Here is a 24,426-nt window from a genome sequence, read left to right as displayed (position 1 = left end):
TAGACACGCGGATCGAAGGTAAAGAAATCCGCGGGTTGGCCGACCTCGGGGAGGTTCGCGCGGCATTACGCGACATACCGTGCCAAGGGGGCAGGCGGCGGGGAGGGACGTTCCGCGCGGACGGCGCAGGCGGGTGGTTCTGTGCGAACGGCGCAGGCAGGCGGTTCCGCGCAAACGGGGGCGTGCGGGTGATTTCGTGTGGACGGTTGCGTGTGGGCGATTCCGTGTGAAGGGTGCAGGCGGGTTGTTCTGTGCAAACGGGGGCGTGCGGGTGGTTTTGTGTGGACGGTGGCGTGTCGGGGGTTCTGCGCAAAGGGCGCAGGCGGGAAGTTTCGCGTGAACGGTGGCGCGCGGGGCGGCTCTGCGCGAACGGTGGCTCGTCCGGCGAGGCGCGGCGTCAGCCGATGGGCAGGGACGTTCCGTACAGGCGGCTCACACGGATCCTGATCACGAGGCGCTGGTCCGCCACCATCCGACGCAGAAACGCCTCCTCCTGCCCCGGCCCCGAGACGGCGGACGGCGGCTGCATCGCCAGCAGCTCCCTGCCCACCTCGTCGCCCGGCTCGGTGCTCACCGGCGACAGCTCGGCCTCCCCCTCGGCCACGACGAAGGCCATGAAGTCGTCGCTGGCGACATACAGCGCGCAGCGCGGGTCCTTATGGAGCCGGCGCACCTTGAGCCGCCCGGCGATCGTGGAGATGCGGACGACGCGCTGCTGCGGGTCCCAGGTGTAGGCGACGGTCGACAGATGGGGGTGGCCGCTGCTCTGGTTGGTGGCCAGCGCGCCGAAGCGCTGCGCGGCCAGGAGGCCGGACAGTTGCTCATCCCGCATGGACTGGGGCGCGGGCCCCGCTCCCGGACCGTACTTCTCCGCCATTCACCGACCCATCGGCTAGATAAGGGGAAATATCACCTTATATCGAGATGCCGAGCTGGCGGCTGAAGGTCTGCAGGTCAGAGATCACCCAGTATTCGGCGAATCGCCCCTCCCGGGCCCGCAGAATGTCGTGCCCGCTGAAGGCGACCCCGGTGCCCTCGGGCGCCGTCGCCCCGGGCAGCCCACCCCGGTAGATCCCCGCGAACGTCCACCGCGCCGCCACGAGATCGCCGTCCACGATCGGCCCCACGTCGAGGGTCAGGTGCACGCCGGCGAACGGCTCGTGCGCCTGCCGCAGCGCCTCGGCGAGTCCTTCGGGCCCCGAGACGTCCATGCCGGGCCAGTGACCGACGAAGTCGGGGGTGACCAGCTCGCCGGTCAGGGAGAAGTCGCCGTTCCACAGCTCGAAGAGCCATCGTCGGTAGAGGTCGGCCGGCATACGTCCCCCCTACCCGGTGACCTGTAGGTTACGACTCATGAACCTCGCCATTACCAGTGGATACGTTGTGCCCGTCGACGGCGACCCCATCGACGGGGGAACCGTCCTCATCCAGGACGGCAAGATCGCCGCCGTCGGCCGGGACGTCGCGATCCCCGAAGGCACCCGCGTCGTCGACGCCGCGGGCCGCTGGGTGCTGCCCGGCTTCGTGGAGGCCCATGGTCACCTCGGCGTGTACGAGGAGGCCGAGGGCTGGGCGGGCCAGGACACCAACGAGATGACCGACCCCAACGGCGCCCGCCTGCGCGCGCTCGACGCCATCAACCCGGCCGACATGGCCTTCGGCGACGCGCTGTCCGGCGGCGTGACCACCGCCGTGATCAAGCCGGGCTCCGGCAACCCCATCGGCGGCCAGACGGTCGCGGTCAAGTGCTGGGGCAGGACGGTCGACGAGATGCTGATCAAGGAGCCGGTCAGCGTCAAGAGCGCGCTCGGCGAGAACCCCAAGCGCGTCTACGGCGAGCAGAAGAAGCTGCCCTCCACCCGCCAGGGGGTCGCCGCGGTGATCCGCGACGCGTTCATGAAGGCACAGGACTACAAGGCGAGGAAGGCCGCGGCGGCGGACGAGGGCAAGCCGTTCGACCGCGACGCGACGCTGGAGACCCTGGTACGCGTGCTCGACGGCGAACTGCCCTGGTGCCAGCACACCCACCGCGCCGACGACATCGCCACCGCGCTGCGGCTGGCCGACGAGTTCGGCTACCGCCTGGTGATCAACCACGGCACCGAGGGCCACCTGCTGGCCGACATCCTGGCCGAGCGGAACGTCCCGGTCATCATCGGCCCGCTGTTCACCAGCCGGTCGAAGGTCGAGCTGCGGGAGCGCTCGCTGCGCAACCCCGGCATCCTCGACCGGGCCGGCGTCGAGGTGGCGATCACCACCGACCACCCCGTCGTGCCCATCCACTTCCTCGTCCACCAGGCCACGCTGGCGGTCAAGGAGGGGCTCGACCGGGCCGCCGCGCTGCGCTCGATCACCGTCAACCCGGCCCGCATCATGGGCATCGACGACCGGGTGGGCGCGCTGCGTCCGGGCCTCGACGGCGACGTGGTCATCTGGGACGGCGACCCGCTCGACGTGATGAGCCGCGCGGTGCAGGTTTTCATCGCGGGCCGGGAAGTGTATTCCTACGCAGACGGCGAATCCGTGGTGGCAGATCCTTATTACCGGGAATCGAGCGACCGTTAAGCGTGCGTGACGGCCGGGGCGCATAGCCGGTCGGGGAGACGGGAAGAGAGGGCACCACCATGACTGCTCCGCTGCTCGCCCAACGCCCCAGCAAGGCCCTGCTGATCGGGCTTGTCGCCTCCGGTCTCCTCGCGCTCATCGTGCTCGCGGTGATGCTGCACGCTGGCGGTCCCGTCGGGTTCGGCCTGTCCGCGCTGCTGGGCCTTGCACCCCTTCCGGTGCTCCTCGCGGCCGTGCTCTCGCTGGACAGGCTCGAGCCCGAGCCGAAGCTCAACCTGGCCTTCGCCTTCGCCTGGGGCGCGGGCGTGGCGATCGTGGCGGGCATCGCGCTGACGCTCGCCGGCCAGGAGCTGTTCACCAGGGCCGGGTACGCCGCCGCGACCGTCCGCGACGTGGGCTCCATCGTGCTGGCCCCGGTGATCGAAGAGGCGCTCAAGGGCTCCGCTCTGCTGCTGCTCCTGCGCAGGCGCGCGGAGATCGACGGGCTGACCGACGGCATCGTGTACGCCTCCATGACCGGCCTCGGCTTCGCCACCGTCGAGAACGTCGGCTACTACCTGCTGGCCTTCGGCGAGGACGGCCCCGGCGCGGCCGTGCAGCTCTTCGTGATGCGCGGCCTGATCGACCCGCTCGGTCATCCGATCTACACCTCGATGATCGGTCTCGGTGTCGCATACGCGCTGACCCGCGGCACCGCGGGCAGGTACGCCGCCATCCCGCTCGGCTACCTGGGCGCGGTCTTCCTGCACGGCCTGTGGAACGGGGCGGCGAGCACAGGGTCGCTGAACGTGCTCGGCGGCGCGTACCTGGTGATCATGGTGGCGCTGATCGTGCTGATCGTGGTGACCGTCAACGAGCGCCGCCACCTCATCGCGAAGATGGCCTACTACCTGCCCGCCTACCAGGCCACGGGGCTGATCAGCGACGCCGATCTGCGCATGCTCACCACGCTGTCCACCCGCAAGGCGGCCCGCAGGTGGGCCAGGAAGGCGGGGCTCGGCCGGGCCATGAGCGACTACCAGCACGCGGCGACCGAGCTGACCATGCTGCACGTCAGGGCCGAGCGCAAGGGAATGGACCCGGCGCGGTTCGCGGCCGAGCGCGACGCGTACCTGGCGGCGATGGCCAGGTCGCGCCGCTGGTGAGGGGCGCCGGTACGAGCGGCGCGGCGGGCGCGGGTGAGGCTCGCACGGGCGGCACGAAGGGCGCGGGTGAGGCTCGTACGAGCAGGACGGCCGGCGGGGGTCAGGCTCGTACGAGCAGGACGGCGGGCGCGGTCAGGCCGGTGAGCAGGATCGCGGCCGTCACCGCGACCGTCGTGCCCTGCGACAGGCCGAAGGCCGCCACAGCGGCCGCCATGCCGGCCGCGCCCAGCGACGAGCCGATGTACCTCGCGGTGTTGTTGGCCCCCGAGCCCATGCTGACCCGGTGGGCGGGCACGCTCTCGATCGCCAGGTGGCTGATGGAGGAGTTGATCAGCCCTGAGCCCGTCCCGCTGACCGCCAGCCCGGCAACGAGCAGCGGCAGCGACAGCGAGGTGGCCAGGCTGAGCAGGCAGAGGTAGCCGGTCGCGCTGAGCGCGAGGCCGAGCGCGAACCGTTCGGCGGTGCGCAGGCGTACGCGGGCGGACAGCAGCGACGTGACGAAGGACATCCCCGCCCAGACCGCGAACAGCCAGGCGGTGTCCAGCGCGGTCAGCCCGTACGACGCCTGCAGCAGCGTCGGCAGGTAGCTGAGCAGTCCCACCACCGCCGTGCCCACGATCACCGCACCGCCGGTCGCGACCAGGAACAGCGGACGCCGGAACAGCGCCATGTCGAGCAGCGGCTCGCGCCGGCGCAGCTCGACGGCCACGAACGCGGCGATCAGCACCGCGGCCGCCCAGAACGCCCACACCACGACAGGCCGCGACCAGCCCAGACGCCCCTCGGTCACGCCCGCGACCAGCGCCGCCAGGCCGAGGGTGAGCAGCACCACGCCCGGCAGGTCCGGCCGGCGCGGCGCGGGCGCGCGCGACTCGTCGAGCGCCCTTGCCGACACCACGGTCAGGGCCAGCGCGGCGGCGGCGGTCAGCCAGTAGACCGCCCGCCAGCTCACCGCCGTCGCCACCAGGCCGGACAGCAGCGGGCCCGCCATCGTGCCGAGCCCGATCATGGCGCCGTAACGGCCGGTCGCGCGCACCCGGGCGGCGCCGGTGGGGAAGGCGTGTCCCACGATGCCCAGGCCGGCGGCCAGCATGGCCGCGCTCGCCCCGCCCTGCACGAGCCTGGCCAGCACGAACGTCACCACGCCCGGACTCGCCGCGGCCAGCACGCTCGACGCGGCGAGCACGCCGCTGCCGATCACGAGCACCCTCCTGCGCCCGTAGTCGTCCGCGAGCCCGCCCGCGACCAGCAGCGATGACGACAGCCCGAGCGCGATCGAGCCGAGGATCCACACCGGCCCCGTCGGCCCGGCCTCCAGCGACCGCGCGATCTGCGGCAGCGTCACCATCGGCGAGGAGAAGTTCGTCATGGCGAGGAACGGAGCCGACGTCGCCACGGGAAGCGTCCACGGCCGGGGAACGGCCACCGAAGGTTCGGTCATTGAACTCACACCGCGCACGGTAGCACGGTTCGGTGAATGAACTAACATGTGGGGCGTGGCGCTCGGAAAGGACTACGCAGGCCAGGACTGCTCGCTGGCCAGCGCGCTCGAAGTGATCGGAGAGCGGTGGACGCTGCTCGTCGTCCGCGACGCCCTGTACGGCGTGCGCCGCTTCGCGGACTTCCAGGCCCACCTCGACATCCCGAAGGCCGTGCTGTCCCAGCGCCTGTCCACGCTCGTCGCCGCCGGCGTCCTCGAACGCCGCCGGTACCAGGACTCACCGCCGCGCCACGAGTACGTCCTGACCCCCATGGGTCACGAGCTGTGGCCGCCCGTGCTGGCGCTGATCGGATGGGGCGAGCGGCACCTGTCCGAGCGCGGCCCGCGCCGGCTGTTCCACCACGTGGCCTGCGGCATCCGGCTCGATCACGCGTCCCGCTGCCCGTCCTGCGATCGTACGGTCCCTCTTGAGGAGATCGAGATCCGCCCGGGTCCCGGCCTGCGCCACGACGCCAGGCAAGATCCGGTCAGCCGCGCCCTTCAGACCCCGCACCGGATGCTTTCCCCCATTTCTGAAAAGATTGGGGAAACCCCCGAAGGGAGATCACATGACGTGGACGGAGATCGAGTCGGAGGCTGAGCTCCGCGAGCTGCTGGGAGAGGTCAAGCCCCGGGCCGCCACGAAGGACCGGCCTCGCCTGCACCAGCGCGACCGCGAGTGGCTGGCGGCCTCGCCGTTCTGCCTGATCGCGACGTCCGACGACACCGGCGCCTGCGACGTCTCGCCCAAGGGCGACCCCGCGGGGTTCGTCCACGTCATCGACGACACCACGATCGCCATCCCGGACCGGCCGGGGAACCGCAGGGCCGACGGATTCCGCAATATCCTGAAAAATCCGCACGTAGGGCTGATCTTTCTGATTCCGGGGCGGAACGAGACCCTCCGCATCAACGGCCGCGCCCGGCTCGTCCGCGAAGCGCCGTTCTTCGACGAGATGATCGTCAAGGGTCACCGCCCGCATCTCGCGCTCGTCGTCGAGATCGAGCAGATCTTCCACCACTGCCCCAAGGCGTTCCTGCGCTCGTCGCTGTGGAAGCCGGACACCTGGAACCCCGGCGCGCTGCCGTCGCACGCGCGGATCATCAAGGACGTGCAGCCGGTGGAGGAGACGCTCGAAGAGCTCGAACGTTACTACGGCGACTCTTACAAGGAGCGCCTGTACGGCTGAGTCGAAAGGGCGCCTGAACGGCTGAATCGGAAAGGCGCCTGCACGGTGGATCAAGACCGCTTGAAGCGCCTGAGCGGCTGCATTCGCCGCCTCGCGGTCCGGGCCCGGGTCGCGGCCCGGACCGCGGTGAGGCTCGGCGAACGGGGGTCTCAGGCGGCGGGGGTCGGCCCGCCCGGAAAACGGATGACGTTTCTGCCGGTGTAGGCACGCAGGTCGACGACCTTGGCATCGGCAGGGGGCTTGCGACGGCGATCCGCCGACCGGATGTCGCGGATCTTGTGCCTGGCAACAGCTGGCGGCACCACCACAAGCCTCTTCATCGTGAGCCCCCCGTGATAGTCCTGTTACCTATGTTATCTACAGATACCCCCGTAAGTTCGGTGTAAGGAGCAAGTCAGTAGGGAAGCCGGCGACCCGCCGGCGACCGCAGGTCGAGCTCCAGCGCCGGCCGGGGGCGCCGCTTGGCCGACTTCGTGACTCTGACGCGTTTCATGGTGTTTCCCCCTTCCGAAGCGCGTCCTTCTCCTTAACGTCCGTGTGCCGCGTCGGCGACGCGATGACGGCTCCTTGCCCGCCGCCATGCGCGCCAACCTAATCCGGGCCGCCTGCTCGCTCAACGTATTTCTACGAAGACGGCAGGAGTCTCTCGTGACGGGTGAATGGTCGCGGCGGGTGCTGATTCGTTTGAGAACGGGGACCGGCGCGTCTCTCGCGTCCCCTCTTCCGCACCCTACCCCTGACTCGCCACCTCATCAGCGCCGCTCATAAGGCCTGGTCATCAGCCCTGGCAGTTGCCCCACGACTTGCGCCCGCCCCACGCGGTGACGCGGTTGTCGGGGTCGCGCGTCCAGCCGCTGTAGCGCACACACTTCCAGGCCCCGTCGATGTGGCCGGTCTCGGCGTAGTAGCGGTAGCGCTGGACGTCCTCGCTCCGGCCGCCGCCGCGCACTTCGAGGTAGGCGCCGGTGGTCGTGCGGGCGCCCACGTAGGCGGTCTTGATGGCGGCCACGCAGTTCTTGCCGCTGCGCTTGTTGTACATCAGGTAGACGTGGCCGAACACGGCTCCGCGCGGGGTCTTCATCGCCCGGTGGCCGTCCTTGACGCGGTGGAAGCCCTTGCCGCAGACGCGTTCGGGGGTGTACGCGGCCGCGGCGGCGTACGCGGGGGCGGGGACGGCGGCGATCCCGGCGGCGGCGAGCGCGGCCGCGATGATCGTTCGGGTCAGCACGAAGAACCCTTCTGGAAGGTGAGCATGAGCAGGACGATCTTTACTGTGATTTGACCGAAATTTCAACCGAAACGATCGGATGCCCGTCATGTCGGGACTAGTGGTGAAAGGCCGGAATATAGAGCGCTCTTGGGGAAGGGGGACCGCGTAACCGGGTATGCGACCGGGCGGACCGACCGATTGAGGGGATCACCATGGCCGTCTGCGAGACCTGCGGAAACGACTACGACATGGCCTTCGAAGTGCGCGCGCAGGGAGCCGTGCACACCTTCGACTGCTTCCAGTGCGCGATCGAGGCCATGGCGCCCATCTGCGAGCACTGCGGCACCAAGGTCATCGGGCACGGCGTGCAGTCGGGCGAGCACTGGTACTGCTGCGCCCACTGCGCCCGCCAGGAGGGCACTCAGGGCATCGTCGACCGCGTGATGGCCGGCACCGCCACCTGACCCCGCCCCGATGTAGCAACGCCGCCCAAGGAGGAAGCGCGACGTGCCGCGCCGCCGCGCCCGAGCCGAGCGCGGCGGCGCGACGAATCGCGGCCTGGTCAAGGTGGACGAGCCTGAGGCCGGGGCCAGGCGGCGAAGCCTGAGCGTGGCGCGCGGCCGGGATCAGGCGGCGAAGCCTGAGCGTGGCGCGCGGCCGGGATCAGGCGGCGAAGCCTGAGCGCGGCGCGCGGCTAGGTCAGGCGGTGAAGCCGATGTCCTCGTACTGGAGGTCGAAGAAGCCGCGCGCCCCCACGTTGGCCAGCGTCTCGCGGACGGCCACCATCTGCGGGCGCTGGTAGAGCGGCAGCACGTTCACCAGCGGCCAGAGCAGCTTGTCGGCCTCGTTGGTCAGCGCACGCGCCTGCACCGGATCGAGGCTCTGCGCGGCCCGGCTCATCGCCTTGTCGATCTCCGCAGACCCGGTACGCCCGAAGTTCGCGTTCCAGTTCTGGCCGTTGGTCGCGTTGGCGTAGATGCCGTAGCTGCTGGAGACCGGGAACGGCGTGCCGATGTAGGCGAACGGCGTGATGTCGAAGTTGCCGGGGATGACGTACTTGGTGAAGAAGTCGTCGCTCGGCACCGCCTTGATGGTGAGCTTCACCCCGATCTGCGCGAGCATGCTCTGCGCCAGCTCGCCCTCGGCCTTGCTGATCTGCACCCCCGACGGCACCACGAACCGCAGGTCGAGCGTCCTGCCCTGCCTCTGCCTGACCTGGCCGTTCAGCTTCCAGCCCGCCGCGTCGAGGAGCTGCTTGGCCTTCTCGGGGTTGTAGACGCCGAGCTCACCGGCGTTGTCCTGGTAGCCCTCCTGGGTGTTCATGAAGAAGTGGTTGTTCAGCACGGTGATCGGCCAGTCGAGGCCCTGCAGGTCGGACTGCGCGATGGCCTGGCGGTTGATGCCGAGCTGGATGGCCTGGCGGACCCGTACGTCCCTGAGCAGGTCGCTGGAGCCGTTGAAGGTGAAGTGCCGGAAATCGGGGCCGGCGGCCGTGCGCACCTGCGCGCCCGTGGTGGCCTTGGCCCGCGCGTAGTCGGGGGCGGACGGCCCGATGTCGATGATGTCCAGCTCACCGTTGCCGAACGCGCTGATCAGCGAGTCCTGCTCGGAGGCCCGGAAGATGATCCGGTCGAGCTTGGCCCGCCGGCCCCACCAGGCGTCGTCGCGGACCAGCGTGATCGTCTTGGCCGTCTGGTCGAACCCGCCGAACTTGAACGGCCCCGCCGTCACCGGGATCTTGTTGAGCCACGCGGTGTTGAACGACTCGGGGTTACGGTTGGTCGAGGCCGGCAGCAGCGGCCCGAACAGCGCCTGCCAGTCGCCGAACGGCCGTTCGAACGTCACCACCACCTCGTAGTCGTCCTTGCCCCGCGCGACCTTCTCGATGTCCTGGTAGCCGGTGGAGGAGACGATGCGGTAGTCGGGGTCGCGCCCGTTGAGCGCCTGCCACTGGGCGCGGTAGTCGGCCCACGTGATCGGCTTGCCGTCGGACCACTTGGCCTTCGGGTTGAGCCGGTACGTCACCACCTGCTTGGGCTTCTGGCTGGTCACCCGGGCGTCGAGCACGTAGTCGGTGTCGACCGAGATCTCCGCCTTCTCGTTGGAGACGAACGGCCCCGGCAGCAGCGCGTTGCTGACCACCGCGGCCATCGCCAGGTTGCCGTCGACGTGGTTCCTGTTCCACTGCGTGGGGAACTCGTTGATGCCCCAGCGCAGCGTCCCGCCGTCCTTGACCTTCTCGCGCGGCTGCGGGTTGATGTCGTACGCCTTGAGCTCCCGCTCATCCCCGGCGCTGTCAAGGCCACTCGCGCCGCTGCCCTGCTGGTCGCCGCAGCCCGCCAGCAGCAGCGCACACGCCACGGCGGCCGACACGAGTCGACGTGATCGTTTCATCGAGCGTATCCCTCCCGGATCGAGCGAGGTCTAGACGACTTCGCGCCTGTCTGCGTAGTGGCAGGCCGCCCCCTGGTCCTCGTCGCCCACCATCCGCACCTCGGGCTCGACCTCGACGCAGAGCCGGCGCTCCGCATCGGTCAGCTCGGCGCGGAACTTGGGGCACCTGGTGCGGAAGCGGCAGCCCGAGGGGGGATGGGCGGGGCTCGGCAGGTCTCCTTCGAGGAGGATCCGTTCGCGGGAGCGCTCGCGTACGGGGTCGGGGAGGGGGATGGCCGACAGCAGCGCCTGCGTGTACGGATGCATCGGTGTGCCGTAGACCAGCTCCACCCGCCCGATCTCGGCGATCCTGCCGAGGTACATCACGGCCACCCGGTCGGCGATGTGCCGCACCACCGCCAGGTCGTGCGCCACGAACAGGTAGGACAGCCCGAGCCTGGTCCGCAGCGAGTCGAGCAGGTTGATCACTCCAGCCTGGATCGACACGTCGAGCGCGGAGACCGGTTCGTCCAGCACCAGCAGCCGGGGCTCCAGCGCGAGCGCCCTGGCGATGGCGATGCGCTGACGCTGGCCGCCGGAGAAGTCCTGCGGGTAGCGGGCCGCGTGGGAGGGGTCGAGGCCGACGAGCGCGAGCAGCTCACCGACCCGGCGCGCCGGGTCGGGCCTGCCGTGGGTGCGCAGCGGCTCGGCCAGGATGTCGTGGACGGTCATGCGGGGGTCGAGCGAGGCCAGCGGGTCCTGGAAGACGACCTGCATGTCGCGGCGGATCTCGTTGCGTTCGGCCCTGGTGAGCTTGGCGGTGTCGTGGCCGAGCACGACGATGCCGCCCTCCTGGGGCGCGGCCAGCTCGAGTATCTGCGTCAGCGTGGTGGTCTTGCCGCTGCCCGACTCGCCGACCAGGCCGAACGTCTCGCCCTGGCGGATGTCGAAGCTGACCCCCGCCACGGCGTGCACGGTGCCCACCCGCCGCTTGAAGATCGCGCCCTTGAGCAGCGGATAGTCCTTGACCAGGTGGCGCACCTCCAGCACCGTACGCTCGCCGCGCACCGCCAGATGGGTGCCCTTTTCGGGGGCCGCGTGCCTGCCGGGCGGCCGGGGGTGCACCTCCTGCCAGCGGATGCACGCCGCCCGGTGGCCCTCGCCGACGTCGAAGAGCGGCGGCTCGGCCTTTTCGCACTCGTCGATGCGCATCGGGCAGCGCGGTGCGAACGGGCAGCCGGACGGCAGCTCGCTCGGCGACGGCGGGTTGCCCTCGATCGGCGTCAGCGGCCGGCGGGCGCCCGCGTCCACGCGCGGGATCGAGCCGAGCAGCCCCACCGTGTACGGCATCCGCGTCCGGTAGAAGACGTCGTCCACGCCGCCCACCTCGACGGGCCGCCCCGCGTACATGACGAGCACCCGGTCGGCGAACCCGGCCACCACCCCCAGATCGTGGGTGATCATGATGATCGCGGCACCGGTCTTGGCCTGCGCCCGTTTGAGTACCTCCAGCACCTGCGCCTGGATGGTGACGTCGAGCGCCGTCGTCGGCTCGTCGCAGATGATCACATCGGGGTCGTTGGCGATGGCCATCGCGATCATCACGCGCTGCCGCATGCCGCCGGAGAACTCGTGGGGGAAGGCGAGCGCCCGCTCCGACGGGTGAGGGATGCCGACGAGGTCGAGCAGCTCGACGGCCTTGACCAGCGCGGTCTCCTTGCTGACCCGCTGGTGGACGCGGACGGCCTCGGCGATCTGGTCGCCCACGCGGTAGACCGGGGTGAGCGCCGACAGCGGGTCCTGGAAGACCATCGACATGGTCTTGCCGCGGAAGGAGTTGAGCGTGCGCTCGGGGGCGCCGATCAGCTCGCGGCCGTGCAGGCGTACCGAGCCGGTGACCCGCGCGCTCGGCGGCAGCAGCCCCATCACGGCGGCGGAGGTGACCGACTTGCCGGAGCCCGACTCGCCGACGATGCCGAGCACCTCGCCGGGGCGTACGGCGTAGCTCACCCCGCGCACGGCGGGCACGTCGCCGAACGACACCGTGAGGTCGCGTACCTCCAGCACCGGCTCGGCCGTCATCGCGCCCTCCGCGATGAGGAGGGGTCGAACGCGTCCCGCAGCGCGTCGCCGACGAGGTTGACCGCCAGCACCGTGATCACCAGCAGCCCGGCCACGAACCAGAATGTCCACGGCGCGTAGACCGCGGTCTTGGAACCATCGGCGATGAGCGTGCCGAACGACACGTCGGGCGGCTGGATGCCGAACCCGAAGTACGACAGCGAGGTCTCGGTGAGTATGGCGCTGCTGACGTTGAGCGTGGCGTCCACGATGAGCAGCGAGGACAGGTTGGGGATGACGTGGCGGAAGATGATCCGCACCGGCGGTACGCCCATGTAGCGCGCGGCCTGCACGTACTCGCGCTGTTTGATCGAGATCGCCATGCCCCGCACGATCTTCGAGGTGACCATCCACAGGAACAGCGCCAGCATGATCACGAACAGCGGCCACTGTCCCGCGCCGAACAGCGGCGACAGGATCGCGAGGATGAGGAACGCCGGCAGCACGAGCAGCAGGTCGGTCACCCAGCTCAGCGCCCGGTCGGTCCAGCCCATGAAGTAGCCGGCGAACGCGCCCACGATCGCTGCCAGCGCCGTGGACACCAGCGCCGCCAGCAGCCCCACCACCAGCGACTTCTGCATGCCGCGCATGGTGACGGCGAAGACGTCGGCGCCCGTTTGGAGCGTTCCGAACCAGTGGCGCGCCGACGGCGGCTGCAGGAACGCGGTGAAGTCTTTGTCGGTGTACGTCCACGGGCTGAACAGCGGCCCTGCGAAGGCCAGCAGGAACATCAGCGCGAGCACCGCGAACCCGATGCGCCCCTGCGTGGAGGCGAAGAAGCGCCTGGACACCACGCGCGCCCTGGACGGCGCCCTGACGACCGTGCCGTCGGACAGCTCTTCCGCGAGCTCCTCGTCTGACAGCGTCATCCGGCCCGCACCCTCGGGTCGAGCGCGGCGTGCAGCAGGTCGGCGGCCAGCGAGGCGCACAGCACGGCGACGGCGGCCAGCAGCGAGATGGCGGCGACGGTGTTGACGTCGTTGCTGAAGATCGAGTTGATGAGCTGCTCGCCCAGGCCGTGCCAGCCGAAGATCTTCTCCGTGAACGTGGCCCCGGTCAGCAGCGCGCCGAAGGTGAACGCGAAGTAGGTGACCACGGGGATCATCGCGGTGCGCAGCGCGTGGCGGGTCAGCGCCTTGCGCCTGCTCAGCCCCTTGGCCCTGGCCGTGCGGACGAAGTCGGCGCCCAGCACGTCGAGCATCATGTTGCGCTGGTAGCGGCTGAACACCGCGATCAGCCCGACCGACAGCGAGATCGTCGGCAGCACCAGATGTTGCAGCCGGTCGGCCACGTGGCCCCAGAAGCCGGTGGTGAGCCCGTCGCTGTATTCGCCGCTGACCAGCAGCAGCGGGCGGCCGAACACGTTTTCGTTGGCCCACGACGCCACCAGGATCAGCATGTTGGCCAGCACCACCACGGGCACCGCGAGCACCACGAACGACAGGCCGGTGGACAGCCGGTCGAACCAGCCGTACTGGCGGACCGCGGCCAGCGCGCCGGTGGCCACGCCGAGCAGGCTGCCGCACACCAGGCCGAGGATGACCAGCCGGAACGTCACGCCCATGCGGCGCTTGATGTCGTCGTTGACCGGCGCGCCCGCGACCGTCTTGCCGAAGTCGCCGCGCAGCACCCCGCCCGCCCAGGTCGCGTACCGTTCGAGCAGCGGCGTCTTGTCGTTGAGGTTGAGCGCCGTGAGCTGGGCGTCGACGACGGCGGGCGGCGGCTTGGGAGTGCGGTCGGCGTAGTTGGAGCGCGGGTCGAGGGCCATGGCGGCCAGGAGGTAGGCGAGACTGGCGGCCACGATCACGAGCACGGCGTAGTTGAGCAGCCTGCGGGCCAGGAACCCCGCCATCGCCCTCCCCTCCTACGCAGCCGAACGTGCCGACACGCCACCGAATGTGGCCCATCGTAGCCATATTGCTACACGAAGTGAGGGGGTGGCGCACCTGATGCGCCGAAGAAAGTCGGGCCGGGAGCGTCAGCGGCCGGCGAGCTCGTCCACCGCGGTGCGGACGTCCTCGCCAGTGATCGTGGTGAGGTCCGCGGCGCTGGCCGATCCGCCGCGCGCGGCGTGGGCGGCGAGCCGGACGTCGCGGCGCATGGCCGCGCGCTCGAACAGCGAGCGGGCGAAGCGGCCGTTGCCGAGCCCGTCGATCAGCCGTTCTTCGCACACCCAGGCGAACACCTCGTCGAGCCTGCTCAGCGCCTCCTCGTCGAAGGTGTCGCCGGCCTGCTCGGCGAGCAGCACCGCGATCTGCCGCAGCTCGGCGGGGGTGTAGCTGGGGAAGGCCACGCGCTGGTTGAAGCGGCTGGCCAGGCCGGGGTTGGTGGCGAGGAAGGCGTCCATCTCGCGCTCGTAGCCGGCCAGCACGATGACGAGCCGGTCGCGGTCGTCCTCGGCCCGCTTGAGCAGGGTCTGCACGGCCTCGGCGCCGAACGCGTCGCCGCCCTGGTAGCCGGGGTTGACCAGGCTGTAGGCCTCGTCGATGAAGAGCACGCCGCCGAGCGCCCTGTCGATCAGCTCGTTGGTCTTGATCGCGGTCGCGCCGAGGTGCTGGCCGACCAGGTCGGCGCGGTGCGCCTCGACCACGTCGGGCCTGGCCAGCAGGCCGAGCGCGGCGAAGATGCGGCCGAGCACGCGGGCGACCGTGGTCTTGCCGGTGCCGGGCGGTCCGGTGAAGACGAAGTGGCGCATCTGCTGCGGCGTGGGCAGGCCGCGCTCCTGGCGCATCCTGGCCACCTGGAGCTGGGCGGCGATCGCGTGCACCTGCCGCTTGACCGGGGCGAGGCCGGCCATCCTGTCGAGGTCGGCCAGCGCCTCCTCCAGCGTGGGCGTGGCGACGTAGCCGCGGAAACGGGCGGTCAGCTCCTCGAACGCCTTGGTGACGTCGGCCGTGGTGGTGGTGACGAGGTCTTCGGTGGTCGGGGTGCCGCCCGCGCCCACCACGCGCACGTCGCGGGCCTGCGCGGCGGCCTCCACCAGGCTGCGCGCGAAGCGGGCGTTGCCCAGCTCGTCGACCAGGCCACGGCGGTGGACGTCCTCGTAGAGGCCGAGCAGCACGCGCCGGGTCTCGGGCGTCATCGTGTCGCCCCTGCGCCGCTGCAGCAGCTCGGTGACCTCGACCAGCTCGGCGGGGGAGTAGCCGGGGAAGCGCACCCGGGTGGCGAACCTGCTGGCCAGGCCGGGGTTGCTGGACAGGAACGCGCTCATCTCCTGCTCGTAGCCGGCGAGGATGATGATCAGCCGGTCGCGGTCGTCCTCGGCCCGTTTGAGCAGGGTCTGCACGGCCTCGGCGCCGAACCTGTCGGGCTGGCCGTCGGATGAGTTGATCAGCGCGTACGCCTCGTCGATGAAGAGCACGCCGCCGAGCGCCCTGTCGACGAGCTCGTTGGTCTTGATAGCGGTCGCGCCGAGGAACTCGCCCACCAGGTCGGCCCGCTGCGCCTCGACGACGTAGGGGGTCTCCAGCAGGCCGAACGCGTAGAAGATCTTGGCGAGCGCGCGGGCGACGGTGGTCTTGCCCGTGCCCGGCGGGCCGACGAAGACGAAGTGCCTGGTGGGACGGCCGGTGGAGTAGCCGGCCTCGGCGCGCAGGCGGCCGGCCTCGATGGAGGCGGCGATGGAGCGCACCTGCTCTTTGACCGGCGCGAGGCCGATCATGCTCTCCAGCTCGGCGAGCGCCTCCTCGACGGAGATCTGCGGGGGAGCGGCCTGCTTGTCCTGCGGGGCCTCGGGGCGGCCCTCGCGCGCCCTGACGCGGACCTGCTGCTCCTCGGCGGCGGCGGTCTCGGCCCTGACCCGGCGGGCCAGCAGGAACCGCTGCACGAGCACGGCCGCGGCGGCGGCGTACGCCACCCAGACCGCGATCGTGTCGGAGACGAGGGCGACGGCGGCGGCGAGCACCCCGGCGGGCACGAGCGCCATCAACGTGGTCACCCACGGCGTCACCCAGCGGATCAGATGGGCGGCCCCCGCGACGGGCAGTGACAGCGCGACCATGAGGTGCACGGTGCCCGCGCCTGGCGGGAACAGCGTCGCGAAGACCGGCAGCGCCAGCACCACCCATCCGGCGACGACCAGCACGGTGGCGGCGGCCCTGGGAAAGCGCATGGTCAGCGCGACGAAGGCGAGCAGCAGCAGCACCAGGGGGAAGGTCTGCAGGAGGTCCCAGCCGAGCGCGGCGCCGACGCCCATCGCGGCCACGAGCACGACCGCGTAGACGACCCGGCGCACGGCCGGGGGAATCTGGAAATAACGCAGCCGAACCTTCTCGAACAGATCCCGCGCCACGGCCCTCCCCGCGGTCTGGGTCCTGCCGGACTCACGCATCACGCCTCCCCGGTCCGCCCCCGGTTATACCGCACCGGGCCGACGGTTGGGCGGTCCTGACACGCTAGGTCGAGGTCACGAAACGGGCGATGTGCCGGCCGAGCTCGGCTCCCGCGTCCTCTTGCAGGAAGTGCCCCGCGCCGTTGATCACGGGATGCTCCAGGCCGGAGGCGCCGCGTAGCGACTTGCGAAGAATGGGCGCCATGCCCCCGGTGATCGGATCGCCGTCGGAGAACGCCACCAGCACCGGGCGGTCGAGCGTGGTGAGGATCTGCCAGGCAGCGCGGTTGGCGGGCGCCGCGGGGTCGTCGGGCGTGGTGGGCACCAGCCCCGGCATGGCGCGCGGCCCCGCCTTGTACGGCTCGTCGGGGAACGGCGCGTCGTAGGCCGCCCGCACCCGCGGCGGCAGCGTCGTCTTGCAGCCCGCCTGGACCAGCCTGGCGACGTCCAGCACGCGCGCCTTGCGCACGGTCTCCCTGAAGCGGTGCCAGACCTCGGGCATGGGAATGTCACCGGTCGGCAAGCCCGTGTTGGCCGCCACGATCCTGGCCACCCTGCCGGGGTGCTCGGCGGCCAGGCGCAGCCCGATGAGGCCACCCCAGTCCTGCCCGACGATCGTCACGCCGGTCAGGCCGAGCGCGTCGTACAGCAGCGCCCTGGTCCACTCGACGTGGCGGGCGTAGGTGTGGTCGGCCGGGTCGGCGGGCTTGTCGGAGCGGCCGAAGCCGATGAGGTCGGGCGCGATCGCCCGCAGCCCGGCCGCCGCCAGCTCGGGCATGACGTGCCGGTAGAGGAACGACCAGCTCGGCTCGCCGTGCAGCAGCACGACGGGCTCGCCGCCGGCGGGGCCGGCCTCGACGTACGCCATCCGCAGACCGTCGCCGACCTCGGCGTAGCGCGGCTCGTAGGGAAAGTCGGGCAGTCCGGTGAAGCGCTCATCCGGGGTGCGCAGAATCCGCATAGAACAATATTCTCATCAGCGCCGCTGGTGCCGTCCGGGAAACTCGCCGACAAGCACCTCCTTGGGCGTCACCCACAGCACGTCCGAGCCCGCCTGCGCCACCCCGCGCACCTCCACCCAATACCGGCGCTGCGTCGGATCGGAGGCGAACACCGCCACCCTGGGGTCCTCCTCGATGGCCCGCCACGCCTCGGTCTCGGCGATCAGCCGCAGCTCGCCCGACGAGGTGACGCCGGCCACCGCGCCCGCCACCCGGGGGCCGAGCGCGTCGCCGTAGGACAGCACGATGCTGCGGGCGTAGGAGAAGGTCTGGCGGACCTGCGCGTCCAGCGGGACCGAGGGCTCCGCGCCCATCGGCAGGTCGCACATGAGCATCGACGAGCGCCACGGGCCGGGACCGCCGCGCCACCAGGCGAGCAGCGCGCGCCCCGCGTACACCACGGCCGTCGCGAGCAGCGCGCCAAGCCCGATCCGCCACGGCCACGCCTGCCCCAGCAGGCCGCCCGCCGCGCAGCCCGCCGCGCCCAGCACCACCAGCGCCGCGGCCGCGGACAGCGCACGGTCGCCGTGCCGACGGGCCCGCAGGTAGCTCCGCACCATCGGGTACGGTACCGCCACCGCGGCCACCGCCGCCCGCGGCTCCACCGCCAGCGCGCCGCCCACCAGCGCCACCAGCACCGTCCACGTCCTGCCGAGCACGATCCACAGCAGCACGCCCACGTTGCGCCGGGCCGTGCGCTCGGCCGCGCGCGCCGGCAGCGTCTCGGCCAGCGCCAGGAGCGGACGTCCCCGCCACGTCTCGGCCAGCACCCTGACCGCCGCCAGTGCAGGCCAGCTCAGCACCACATAACCGGCCAGCCCCGCCCAGACCGGGTCCAAGGCGGGCGGCAGGGCCGGCACCGCGCCCAGCAGCAGCCAGGCGGCGAACGCCGGGATCGCCAGCGCCGCCGACACCACCGACACCCCCAGCCAGGGATCGCGGCACAGCATCGCCCTGGCGTACGCCCACGGCGTCACCCGCCGCGCGTGCCTGACGGTGAGCGGCACCAGCAGCGCCAGCACCGCGAACCCGCCGAGCCGCGCCTGCGCGCCCCAGTCGAGCAGCAGCGCGGCGGCGGCCACGGCCAGCGTGGCGATCGCCGGCAGCAGCCTGACCTGGCGCGACCACACCTCCAGCGCCCGCCTGGCCCGCCCCGTATCGCGGTGCGCGACCGGCCACGCCGGATCGTGGTGCGCGCGCGGCGGGTCCCAGCGCACCAGCGCCAGGCCCAGGTTGACGCGGGCCTGCGGGTTGCCGGGGTCGATGGCCAGCGCGGCCCGGTACGAGCGCTCGGCGCGTACGTGCTCGCCCCGCAGCAGCGCGAGGTCGCCCAGCATGACGGCGGGCGATGGCTGCTCGGGCGCGAACTTCCCGGCGAGCGCCGCGTGCTCGACGGCCTCCTGCCAGCGGCCGGGGATCCGGCGCAGCACCGAGGCGAGGCGCAGCCTGGCCGGCCATGAGCCCGGCGACAGCTCCACGGCGCGCCGGGCGGCGGGCAGGGCGTCGGCGTCGCGGCCGAGCCGCTCGTGGGCGAGGCTGATGAGCCGCTGCGGCCACTCGGCCGTGGGCTCGCGGTCGGCGGCGTAGCGCGCGGCGTCCAGCGCGGATTCTGGACGGCCGGCGTTCAGCCTGGTCACGGCCTCTTCGCACCATTCGCGGGAGGACCGGTCGGATGGCTCGGTGGTGCTGTCACGTCCGTCGGTCCCCACAGGTCCCATGATCGGCTGTCAATCGATCGATGGATAGATCCCGACATATGGCTGTATCTCTCTAGAGAGATCCGGCCTGACCGTGGATCGTCCGATACCGCTATGACAAGTGCCTGACATGGCCTAAGCTGCCACGCAAGCCCGAGCGCCGGAGCCACGACACCCCACCGCGGCTTCGCCGCCGGTCGATCAACAGCACGTGCGGGCCCTGTGATTCGGATCGGCCTGCAAGGAGGCCCATGACCGTCACACAGGCCGCACCCGTCGTACGCGTCGCCGACCGGAACCCCCAGGAGCGCCGCTGGTCCATCCTGGTGCTGCTCTGTCTGAGCCTGCTGCTCATCACGGTCGACGCGACCGTCCTGCACATCGCGGTGCCCGCGCTCACAGCCGCGCTCGAGCCCTCCGCGGTGCAGCTCCTGTGGATCATCGACATCTACTCGCTGGTCGTCGCGCCGCTGCTGATCATGTTCGGCACGCTCGGCGACAAGTACGGGCGTAAACGGCTCGTCCTCTGGGGGTTCGCGCTGTTCGGCGTGGCCTCGGCGGGTGCCGCGCTCGCCCCGACGCCGCTGACGCTCATCCTCGCCAGGGCGCTGCTCGGCGTGGGCGGCGCGATGATCATGCCGGCCACGCTGTCGCTGATCCGCCAGGTCTTCACCGACCGGCGCGAGCGGGCCATCGCGCTCGGCGTCTGGAGCGCGGTCGCCGCGGCCGGCGCCGCCGTCGGCCCGCTCATCGGCGGCGTGCTCGTCGGCATCTGGTGGGGCGCGGTCTTCCTCATCAACGTGCCGATCCTGCTGGTGCTGCTGCCCGCCGCCGTACGCCTGCTGCCCGAGTCGCGCGAGCGCCCCGACCGGCCGTGGGACGCCGCCAGCGCGATCCTGTCGGTGCTCGGCATCCTGGCGCTGGCCTTCGGGCTGAAGGAGGCCGGGTCGGGCAGCCTCATGCCGCTGTGGGCCTCGGTGCTGGTGTTCGCGGCCGGGCTGGGGCTGCTCGCGGCGTTCGTTCACCGGCAGACGCGGCTGCGCGAGCCGTTCCTGCAGATCGGGCTGTTCAAGCGGCGGCCGTTCACCACCGGCGTCGCCGGGGTGCTGCTCGGCGTGTTCGCGCTGGTCGGGCTCCAGCTCATGCTCGCCCAATACCTGCAGCTCGTGCTCGGCGACAGCCCCGTACGCGCGGCGCTGCGCATGCTGCCCCTGGTCGCCTCGGCCATCGCCGGCGGGCTCGCCGCCGCCCACATCCTGCCCAAGATCGGCATGCGGGCCACCATGAGCGGCGGCCTCGCCCTCGTCGCGCTCTCCCTGACCCCCACGCTGACCTGGGGCGTCGAGGGCCATCCCGTGATGCTCGCGTGCTGCTTCATCGGCATCGGCTTCGGTGTGCAGGTGGCGCTGCTCGCCGCGTCCGACACGATCATGGCGGCGGCGCCCGAGTCGCAGGCGGGCGGCGCGGCGGCGATCGAGGAGACCGCGTACGAGCTGGGCGCCGGGCTCGGCGTGGCCGTGCTCGGCACGATCACCACCATCGTCTACGCCCCCGGGCTCCCGCCCGTCCCCGGCGTGCCGGACAGCGGCATGGACGAGGCCCGCCAGTCGCTGGCCTCGGCCGCCCACGTCGCCGAGCAGATCGGCGGCCAGACGGGTGGTGCGCTGCTCGACGCGGCCCGGTGGGCCTTCGTCAACGCCCTGCACACGACCGTCGTCGTGAGCGTCGTCCTGCTCAGCCTGACCGCCGTGCTGGTGGCCATGCTGCTCCGCCGTGATTGAGGTGTGCCATGTCCCGATCAGGGCAGACATCTACCGTGAGACAGGCCCTCCGTGACCTCGCCGCTCTGGTCGCCCGCTTAGGCGTGGGCGGGATCTTCTTCTCCAACGGCTGGGCCAAGCTCGAAGACGGCCTGAAGATCACCGGCGCGAAGTTCATGGAGCAGGGCGCGCCCGCCCCCGGCGCCTGGGCCACGGTCACCATGCTCGCCGAGCTCATCGGCGGCGCGCTGCTCATCGCCGGGCTCGCCGTCTCCATCACGGGGCTCGTCCTCTTCGCCGAGGCGCTGGCCGTCTTCCTGGTCGCGCCGCCGCTCAACCCCATCACCCTCAACGAGCTGATCCTGCTCGCCGCGGCCTCGCTGCTGCTCGCCGTCGTCGGCGCGGGACGGGTGTCGGTCGATCACATGGTCGTCATCAGACGCAGGGAGTCGGAGGCAGCCGACGAGTTCGCCGCCGACACCGAGGCCGACCGCGTGATCGCCGCGCTCAAGGGGCCCGAGGCGCCCAAGCCGCCCGATCCGATCGAGAAGCCCGCCGAGCCCGCCGCCACACCGGCGCAGGCCCGTACGCCCGCCAAGCCCCCCGCGAAGACACCCGCCAAGCCCCCCGCCAAGACACCCGCCAAGCCCCCCGCCAAGACACCCGCGAAGCCCTCCGCGAAGACGCCCGCGAAGGCACCGGCCGCGGACGAGGACACCGTGCCGCACCCCAGGCCGGGCGCCACCGCCAAGGATCAGGGCGACGGCGGCGAGGATCAGGGCGACGGCGGCGAGGGCACGGCGTCCCCCAGCGACACGCTCGTGGCCGGGCGCAAGAAGTCCGCGCCGCGCAAAAGCCGGCCCGCCTCCGGGTGATCCGAAATCCCTTGGGTTCCAGCCCGCGCGGCGTTAGACTCCCCGACACATGAGACCGATGAAGATCCTCGCCCTGGCCGCGCTCGCCGTCTCGTTAACCGGCTGCCAGGCGGGCGGGCTCTTCGCGCAGGAGCCCAAGCCGGCGGCGGCCCGGTCCGCGAACGACACGGCCCAGGAGGCGGCACAGGAGACGGCACAGCAGCCCGCCCAGAAGCCGGCGCAGCCGGCCGCCCCGACCTCCACCGCACCGCCCGACAAGGTGCTGGCGAGCAGGGAGAGCTCGTTCGAGCACACCAAGTTCAGGGTCGACATCGTGCAGTTGCTGCGCCGCGACCGCTTCGTCAACCTCACCTTCACCGTCACGGTGCTCGATGATGGCGGCGATGTAACCGGCTGGAGTGTGCACAGCGCCTTCTCGGCCTCGCCCAGCGCTCAGCCGAAGGTGGACGGCGTCTTCCTGGTGGACGTCAAGAACGCCAAGAAGCACCTGGTGGCGGTCGACAGCGAGGGCAAGTGCGTGTGCTCCCGGATCCAGGCGCTGTTCCTCAAGAAGGACGACACCGCGGTGCTCTCGGCCACGTTCGCCGCTCCGCCGCCCGACGTGACGACCGTGGACGTGCACATCCCGAACGTGGGGACGCTGTCCGATGTTCCGATCTCTTAGCGCCGCCGCGCTGGCCCTGCTGCTCGGCGGCGCTGCCGAGCCGACCCAGCCGCCGCTCGCGGGGGAGACCCCGGTCAACGCGCCGGTCCTCGACATCGACCCCAGGACCCTCGACGTCAGCGGCAAGGTGCTCGACATCACCGAGCGGACCTCCAACCTGGACGAGTCGGTGACGAACGAGACCAGCGGCCGGCAGCGGACGATCATCGTCGCCGCCGACGTGCTGTTCGCCTTCGACAAGGCCACGCTCTCCGGCAAGGCCAAGAGCCGCCTCGACCAGGCGGCCGACGTACTGAAGAAGGAGGCGCAGGGCAAACCCGTCTCGATCGACGGCTACACCGACTCCAAGGGCTCCGACTCCTACAACCTCGACCTGTCCAAGCGGCGGGCCGAGGCGGTGCGCGACAAGCTGGCCGAGCTCGTGCCCGGCGTCCAGTTCAGCGTGGCGGGGCACGGCGAGGCCGACCCCGTCGCGCCGAACACCCTGCCGGACGGCAAGGACAACCCGGAGGGGCGCGCCAAGAACCGCCGCGTGGAGATCTCCTTCACGAAGTGAGCGGGGCTCACATGCCGGCGGTGAGGCGGGCGACCGTGCGCATCTTGTTCATCGCGTCCAGCGCCGCCACCTTGTACGACTCCGCCAGCGTCGGATAGTTGAACACCGCGTTGACCAGGTAGTCGATGGTGCCGCCGCACCCCATCACGGTCTGCCCGATGTGCACCAGCTCGGTGGCTCCCGTACCGAAGACGTGCACGCCGAGCAGCCGCCGGGTCTCGGGGGAGACCAGGAGCTTGAGCATGCCGTACGAGTCGCCGATGATCTGCCCTCTGGCCAGCTCCCGGTAGCGGGAGACGCCCACCTCGAACGGCACCTTGTCGCGGGTCAGCTCGTCCTCGGAGCGGCCGACGAAGCTGATCTCGGGGATGGTGTAGATGCCGATGGGCGGCAGCTCGGCCAGGTCGCCCGCCGGTTCGCCGCAGGCGTGCTGGGCGGCCAGCCTGCCCTGCTCCATCGAGGTGGCGGCCAGGGCGGGGAAGCCGATCACGTCACCGACGGCGTAGATGTGCGGCACCTCGGTGACGAAGTTCTCGTCCACCTTGATCCGGCCCCGGTCGTCGGCGGTCAGCCCGGCGGCCTCCAGGCACAGCTCGGCGGTCTTGCCCTGGCGGCCCGCCGAGTACATGACGCAGTCGGCGGGGATGATCTTGCCGCTCTCCAGCAGGGTGAGCGCGCCGCGGGGCCGCCGCTCGACGGCCGCCACGTTCTCGCCGAACCTGAAGGTGACCGCGAGGTCGCGCAGGTGGTACTTCAGCGCCTCGACGATCTCCAGGTCGCAGAACTCCAGCATGCGGTCGCGCCGCTCGACCACCGTCACCTTGGTGCCGAGCGCGGCGAACATGGAGGCGTACTCGATGCCGATCACACCGGCGCCCACGACGACCAGCGTCTCGGGGATGCGGTCGAGCCGCAGGATCGCGTCCGAGTCGATGATCGTCTTGTCGTCGAACTCGACGCTGTCGGGCCGGGCCGGCGAGGTGCCGGTCGCGATCACGATCTTGTCGGCGGTGACCTTCTTCTCCTCCTGGCCCTCGCCGGTGATGCCGATCGTGTGCGGGTCGAGAAAGCGGCCGGTGCCCTGGAGCACGGTCACGTGGTTGCGGGCGAGCTGGCTGCGGATCACCTGGATCTCGCGGCCGATGACGTGCTGGGTGCGCATGCCGAGGTCGGCGACCGTGATCTCCTCCTTGACGCGGTAGCTCGCGCCGTACAGCTCGCGCTGGTTGAGCCCCGTCAGATAGAGGACCGCCTCGCGCAGCGTCTTCGACGGAATCGTGCCCGTGTTGATGCAGACGCCGCCGATCATGTTCCGTTTCTCGACCACCGCCACGCGCCTGCCGAGTTTCGCGGCCGCGATGGCCGCCTTCTGACCGCCCGGTCCCGAGCCCAGCACCACAACATCGAAGTCCGCCACGCCGTCCAGTGTGCGGGCGGCACATCCGGCGGAAAACCCCCT

At 71.1% G+C, this 24,426-nt stretch carries 22 protein-coding genes; 9 read left to right on the top strand and 13 right to left on the bottom strand.

The window, feature by feature from the left end; all coding sequences use genetic code 11:
• Positions 1 to 397: 397 nt before the first annotated feature.
• Together AB0K67_RS29885 and AB0K67_RS29880 are read right to left on the bottom strand one after the other, a co-directional pair.
• Positions 398 to 832, bottom strand: coding sequence for a TIGR03618 family F420-dependent PPOX class oxidoreductase (locus tag AB0K67_RS29885; protein ID WP_364067013.1), 435 nt, complete (start codon positions 830 to 832; stop codon positions 398 to 400).
• Between the two features lie 82 nt (positions 833 to 914).
• Positions 915 to 1,316, bottom strand: a complete 402-nt coding sequence (locus AB0K67_RS29880) for an ester cyclase (protein ID WP_364067011.1) — start codon at positions 1,314 to 1,316, stop codon at positions 915 to 917.
• A gap of 37 nt (positions 1,317 to 1,353) precedes the next feature.
• Between AB0K67_RS29880 and AB0K67_RS29875 the strand changes: the two genes are divergently transcribed.
• Complete coding sequence (locus AB0K67_RS29875; RefSeq protein WP_364067009.1) at positions 1,354 to 2,565, top strand: amidohydrolase; 1,212 nt, start codon at positions 1,354 to 1,356, stop codon at positions 2,563 to 2,565.
• Between the two features lie 59 nt (positions 2,566 to 2,624).
• On the top strand, positions 2,625 to 3,710 hold the full coding sequence (locus AB0K67_RS29870) for a PrsW family intramembrane metalloprotease (protein WP_364067007.1): 1,086 nt from the start codon (positions 2,625 to 2,627) through the stop codon (positions 3,708 to 3,710).
• A gap of 100 nt (positions 3,711 to 3,810) precedes the next feature.
• Here AB0K67_RS29870 and AB0K67_RS29865 read toward each other — a convergent pair whose 3' ends face one another.
• On the bottom strand, positions 3,811 to 5,151 hold the full coding sequence (locus tag AB0K67_RS29865) for an MFS transporter (protein ID WP_364067005.1): 1,341 nt from the start codon (positions 5,149 to 5,151) through the stop codon (positions 3,811 to 3,813).
• 46 nt (positions 5,152 to 5,197) lie between these two features.
• Here AB0K67_RS29865 and AB0K67_RS29860 point away from each other — a divergent pair, with 46 nt between their 5' ends.
• A complete protein-coding gene (locus AB0K67_RS29860) occupies positions 5,198 to 5,791 on the top strand; it encodes a helix-turn-helix domain-containing protein (RefSeq protein ID WP_364067003.1) in 594 nt (197 codons plus the stop codon).
• Complete coding sequence (locus AB0K67_RS29855; RefSeq protein ID WP_364067001.1) at positions 5,760 to 6,380, top strand: pyridoxamine 5'-phosphate oxidase family protein; 621 nt, start codon at positions 5,760 to 5,762, stop codon at positions 6,378 to 6,380. Before AB0K67_RS29860 ends, AB0K67_RS29855 begins: the two co-directional genes overlap by 32 nt.
• A gap of 149 nt (positions 6,381 to 6,529) precedes the next feature.
• On the opposite strand, the gene AB0K67_RS29850 is transcribed toward AB0K67_RS29855, so the two are convergent.
• On the bottom strand, positions 6,530 to 6,700 hold the full coding sequence (locus AB0K67_RS29850) for a hypothetical protein (RefSeq protein ID WP_364066999.1): 171 nt from the start codon (positions 6,698 to 6,700) through the stop codon (positions 6,530 to 6,532).
• 458 nt (positions 6,701 to 7,158) lie between these two features.
• A complete protein-coding gene (locus tag AB0K67_RS29845) occupies positions 7,159 to 7,608 on the bottom strand; it encodes a hypothetical protein (RefSeq protein WP_364066997.1) in 450 nt (149 codons plus the stop codon).
• Between the two features lie 194 nt (positions 7,609 to 7,802).
• Here AB0K67_RS29845 and AB0K67_RS29840 point away from each other — a divergent pair, with 194 nt between their 5' ends.
• Positions 7,803 to 8,054, top strand: coding sequence for a hypothetical protein (locus AB0K67_RS29840; RefSeq protein ID WP_364066995.1), 252 nt, complete (start codon positions 7,803 to 7,805; stop codon positions 8,052 to 8,054).
• A 235-nt stretch (positions 8,055 to 8,289) separates the two neighbouring features.
• Here AB0K67_RS29840 and AB0K67_RS29835 read toward each other — a convergent pair whose 3' ends face one another.
• The 7 genes from AB0K67_RS29835 to AB0K67_RS29805 form a co-directional block, all read right to left on the bottom strand.
• Positions 8,290 to 9,984 (bottom strand): ABC transporter family substrate-binding protein, encoded by a 1,695-nt coding sequence (locus AB0K67_RS29835; RefSeq protein ID WP_364066993.1) that lies wholly within the window; start codon positions 9,982 to 9,984, stop codon positions 8,290 to 8,292.
• Positions 9,985 to 10,014: 30 nt separating this feature from the next.
• The gene (locus AB0K67_RS29830; RefSeq protein ID WP_364066991.1) at positions 10,015 to 12,045 is read right to left on the bottom strand and encodes an ABC transporter ATP-binding protein; all 2,031 of its coding nucleotides are present in this window, start codon (positions 12,043 to 12,045) and stop codon (positions 10,015 to 10,017) included.
• Positions 12,042 to 12,953 carry an ABC transporter permease gene (locus AB0K67_RS29825; RefSeq protein ID WP_364066989.1) on the bottom strand — a complete coding sequence of 304 codons (912 nt, stop codon included), beginning with the start codon at positions 12,951 to 12,953 and terminating at the stop codon, positions 12,042 to 12,044. The genes AB0K67_RS29830 and AB0K67_RS29825 overlap by 4 nt, the downstream gene beginning before the upstream one ends.
• Positions 12,950 to 13,936: an ABC transporter permease gene (locus AB0K67_RS29820; protein ID WP_364066988.1), complete on the bottom strand. Its 987-nt coding sequence runs from the start codon at positions 13,934 to 13,936 to the stop codon at positions 12,950 to 12,952. Before AB0K67_RS29820 ends, AB0K67_RS29825 begins: the two co-directional genes overlap by 4 nt.
• 126 nt (positions 13,937 to 14,062) lie before the next feature.
• Positions 14,063 to 16,414 carry an AAA family ATPase gene (locus tag AB0K67_RS29815; protein WP_364066987.1) on the bottom strand — a complete coding sequence of 784 codons (2,352 nt, stop codon included), beginning with the start codon at positions 16,412 to 16,414 and terminating at the stop codon, positions 14,063 to 14,065.
• Between the two features lie 64 nt (positions 16,415 to 16,478).
• On the bottom strand, positions 16,479 to 17,375 hold the full coding sequence (locus tag AB0K67_RS29810; protein ID WP_364066985.1) for a haloalkane dehalogenase: 897 nt from the start codon (positions 17,373 to 17,375) through the stop codon (positions 16,479 to 16,481).
• A gap of 15 nt (positions 17,376 to 17,390) precedes the next feature.
• Positions 17,391 to 19,052, bottom strand: coding sequence for a hypothetical protein (locus AB0K67_RS29805; protein ID WP_364066983.1), 1,662 nt, complete (start codon positions 19,050 to 19,052; stop codon positions 17,391 to 17,393).
• A gap of 311 nt (positions 19,053 to 19,363) precedes the next feature.
• Here AB0K67_RS29805 and AB0K67_RS29800 point away from each other — a divergent pair, with 311 nt between their 5' ends.
• Genes AB0K67_RS29800 through AB0K67_RS29785 form a run of 4 tightly spaced genes read left to right on the top strand, consistent with a single transcriptional unit; the run spans position 19,364 to position 22,967 of the window.
• The gene (locus AB0K67_RS29800; RefSeq protein ID WP_364066981.1) at positions 19,364 to 20,893 is read left to right on the top strand and encodes an MFS transporter; all 1,530 of its coding nucleotides are present in this window, start codon (positions 19,364 to 19,366) and stop codon (positions 20,891 to 20,893) included.
• Between the two features lie 35 nt (positions 20,894 to 20,928).
• Positions 20,929 to 21,747 carry a DoxX family protein gene (locus tag AB0K67_RS29795; RefSeq protein WP_364066979.1) on the top strand — a complete coding sequence of 273 codons (819 nt, stop codon included), beginning with the start codon at positions 20,929 to 20,931 and terminating at the stop codon, positions 21,745 to 21,747.
• A 49-nt stretch (positions 21,748 to 21,796) separates the two neighbouring features.
• Positions 21,797 to 22,411, top strand: coding sequence for a hypothetical protein (locus AB0K67_RS29790; protein WP_364066977.1), 615 nt, complete (start codon positions 21,797 to 21,799; stop codon positions 22,409 to 22,411).
• Entirely contained in the window at positions 22,395 to 22,967 is a 573-nt protein-coding gene (locus tag AB0K67_RS29785; RefSeq protein WP_364066975.1) for an OmpA family protein, read from the top strand. Before AB0K67_RS29790 ends, AB0K67_RS29785 begins: the two co-directional genes overlap by 17 nt.
• A 7-nt stretch (positions 22,968 to 22,974) precedes the next feature.
• On the opposite strand, the gene sthA is transcribed toward AB0K67_RS29785, so the two are convergent.
• Complete coding sequence (gene sthA / locus AB0K67_RS29780; protein ID WP_364066973.1) at positions 22,975 to 24,384, bottom strand: Si-specific NAD(P)(+) transhydrogenase; 1,410 nt, start codon at positions 24,382 to 24,384, stop codon at positions 22,975 to 22,977.
• Between the last annotated feature and the right edge of the window lie 42 nt (positions 24,385 to 24,426).

This window comes from Nonomuraea sp. NPDC052634 (genome assembly GCF_040678535.1).
Taxonomy (GTDB): domain Bacteria; phylum Actinomycetota; class Actinomycetes; order Streptosporangiales; family Streptosporangiaceae; genus Nonomuraea; species Nonomuraea fastidiosa.
The sequence above is the reverse complement of the archived record's forward strand: the minus strand, read 5'-3'. Positions and strand labels throughout refer to the sequence as shown.

What these genes read in the sequence shown, in the direction of transcription:
- AB0K67_RS29800 (WP_364066981.1), top strand. Translation starts at nt 19,364, where the DNA reads ATGACCGTCACACAGGCCGCACCCGTCGTACGCGTCGCCGACCGGAAC.
- AB0K67_RS29825 (WP_364066989.1), bottom strand. Translation starts at nt 12,953, where the DNA reads ATGACGCTGTCAGACGAGGAGCTCGCGGAAGAGCTGTCCGACGGCACG.
- AB0K67_RS29855 (WP_364067001.1), top strand. Translation starts at nt 5,760, where the DNA reads ATGACGTGGACGGAGATCGAGTCGGAGGCTGAGCTCCGCGAGCTGCTG.
- AB0K67_RS29785 (WP_364066975.1), top strand. Translation starts at nt 22,395, where the DNA reads ATGTTCCGATCTCTTAGCGCCGCCGCGCTGGCCCTGCTGCTCGGCGGC.
- AB0K67_RS29880 (WP_364067011.1), bottom strand. Translation starts at nt 1,316, where the DNA reads ATGCCGGCCGACCTCTACCGACGATGGCTCTTCGAGCTGTGGAACGGC.
- AB0K67_RS29875 (WP_364067009.1), top strand. Translation starts at nt 1,354, where the DNA reads ATGAACCTCGCCATTACCAGTGGATACGTTGTGCCCGTCGACGGCGAC.
- AB0K67_RS29860 (WP_364067003.1), top strand. Translation starts at nt 5,198, where the DNA reads ATGTGGGGCGTGGCGCTCGGAAAGGACTACGCAGGCCAGGACTGCTCG.
- AB0K67_RS29865 (WP_364067005.1), bottom strand. Translation starts at nt 5,151, where the DNA reads ATGACCGAACCTTCGGTGGCCGTTCCCCGGCCGTGGACGCTTCCCGTG.
- AB0K67_RS29850 (WP_364066999.1), bottom strand. Translation starts at nt 6,700, where the DNA reads ATGAAGAGGCTTGTGGTGGTGCCGCCAGCTGTTGCCAGGCACAAGATC.
- AB0K67_RS29835 (WP_364066993.1), bottom strand. Translation starts at nt 9,984, where the DNA reads ATGAAACGATCACGTCGACTCGTGTCGGCCGCCGTGGCGTGTGCGCTG.
- AB0K67_RS29840 (WP_364066995.1), top strand. Translation starts at nt 7,803, where the DNA reads ATGGCCGTCTGCGAGACCTGCGGAAACGACTACGACATGGCCTTCGAA.
- AB0K67_RS29885 (WP_364067013.1), bottom strand. Translation starts at nt 832, where the DNA reads ATGCGGGATGAGCAACTGTCCGGCCTCCTGGCCGCGCAGCGCTTCGGC.
- AB0K67_RS29820 (WP_364066988.1), bottom strand. Translation starts at nt 13,936, where the DNA reads ATGGCGGGGTTCCTGGCCCGCAGGCTGCTCAACTACGCCGTGCTCGTG.
- AB0K67_RS29790 (WP_364066977.1), top strand. Translation starts at nt 21,797, where the DNA reads ATGAGACCGATGAAGATCCTCGCCCTGGCCGCGCTCGCCGTCTCGTTA.
- AB0K67_RS29830 (WP_364066991.1), bottom strand. Translation starts at nt 12,045, where the DNA reads ATGACGGCCGAGCCGGTGCTGGAGGTACGCGACCTCACGGTGTCGTTC.
- AB0K67_RS29870 (WP_364067007.1), top strand. Translation starts at nt 2,625, where the DNA reads ATGACTGCTCCGCTGCTCGCCCAACGCCCCAGCAAGGCCCTGCTGATC.
- AB0K67_RS29810 (WP_364066985.1), bottom strand. Translation starts at nt 17,375, where the DNA reads ATGCGGATTCTGCGCACCCCGGATGAGCGCTTCACCGGACTGCCCGAC.
- AB0K67_RS29815 (WP_364066987.1), bottom strand. Translation starts at nt 16,414, where the DNA reads ATGCGTGAGTCCGGCAGGACCCAGACCGCGGGGAGGGCCGTGGCGCGG.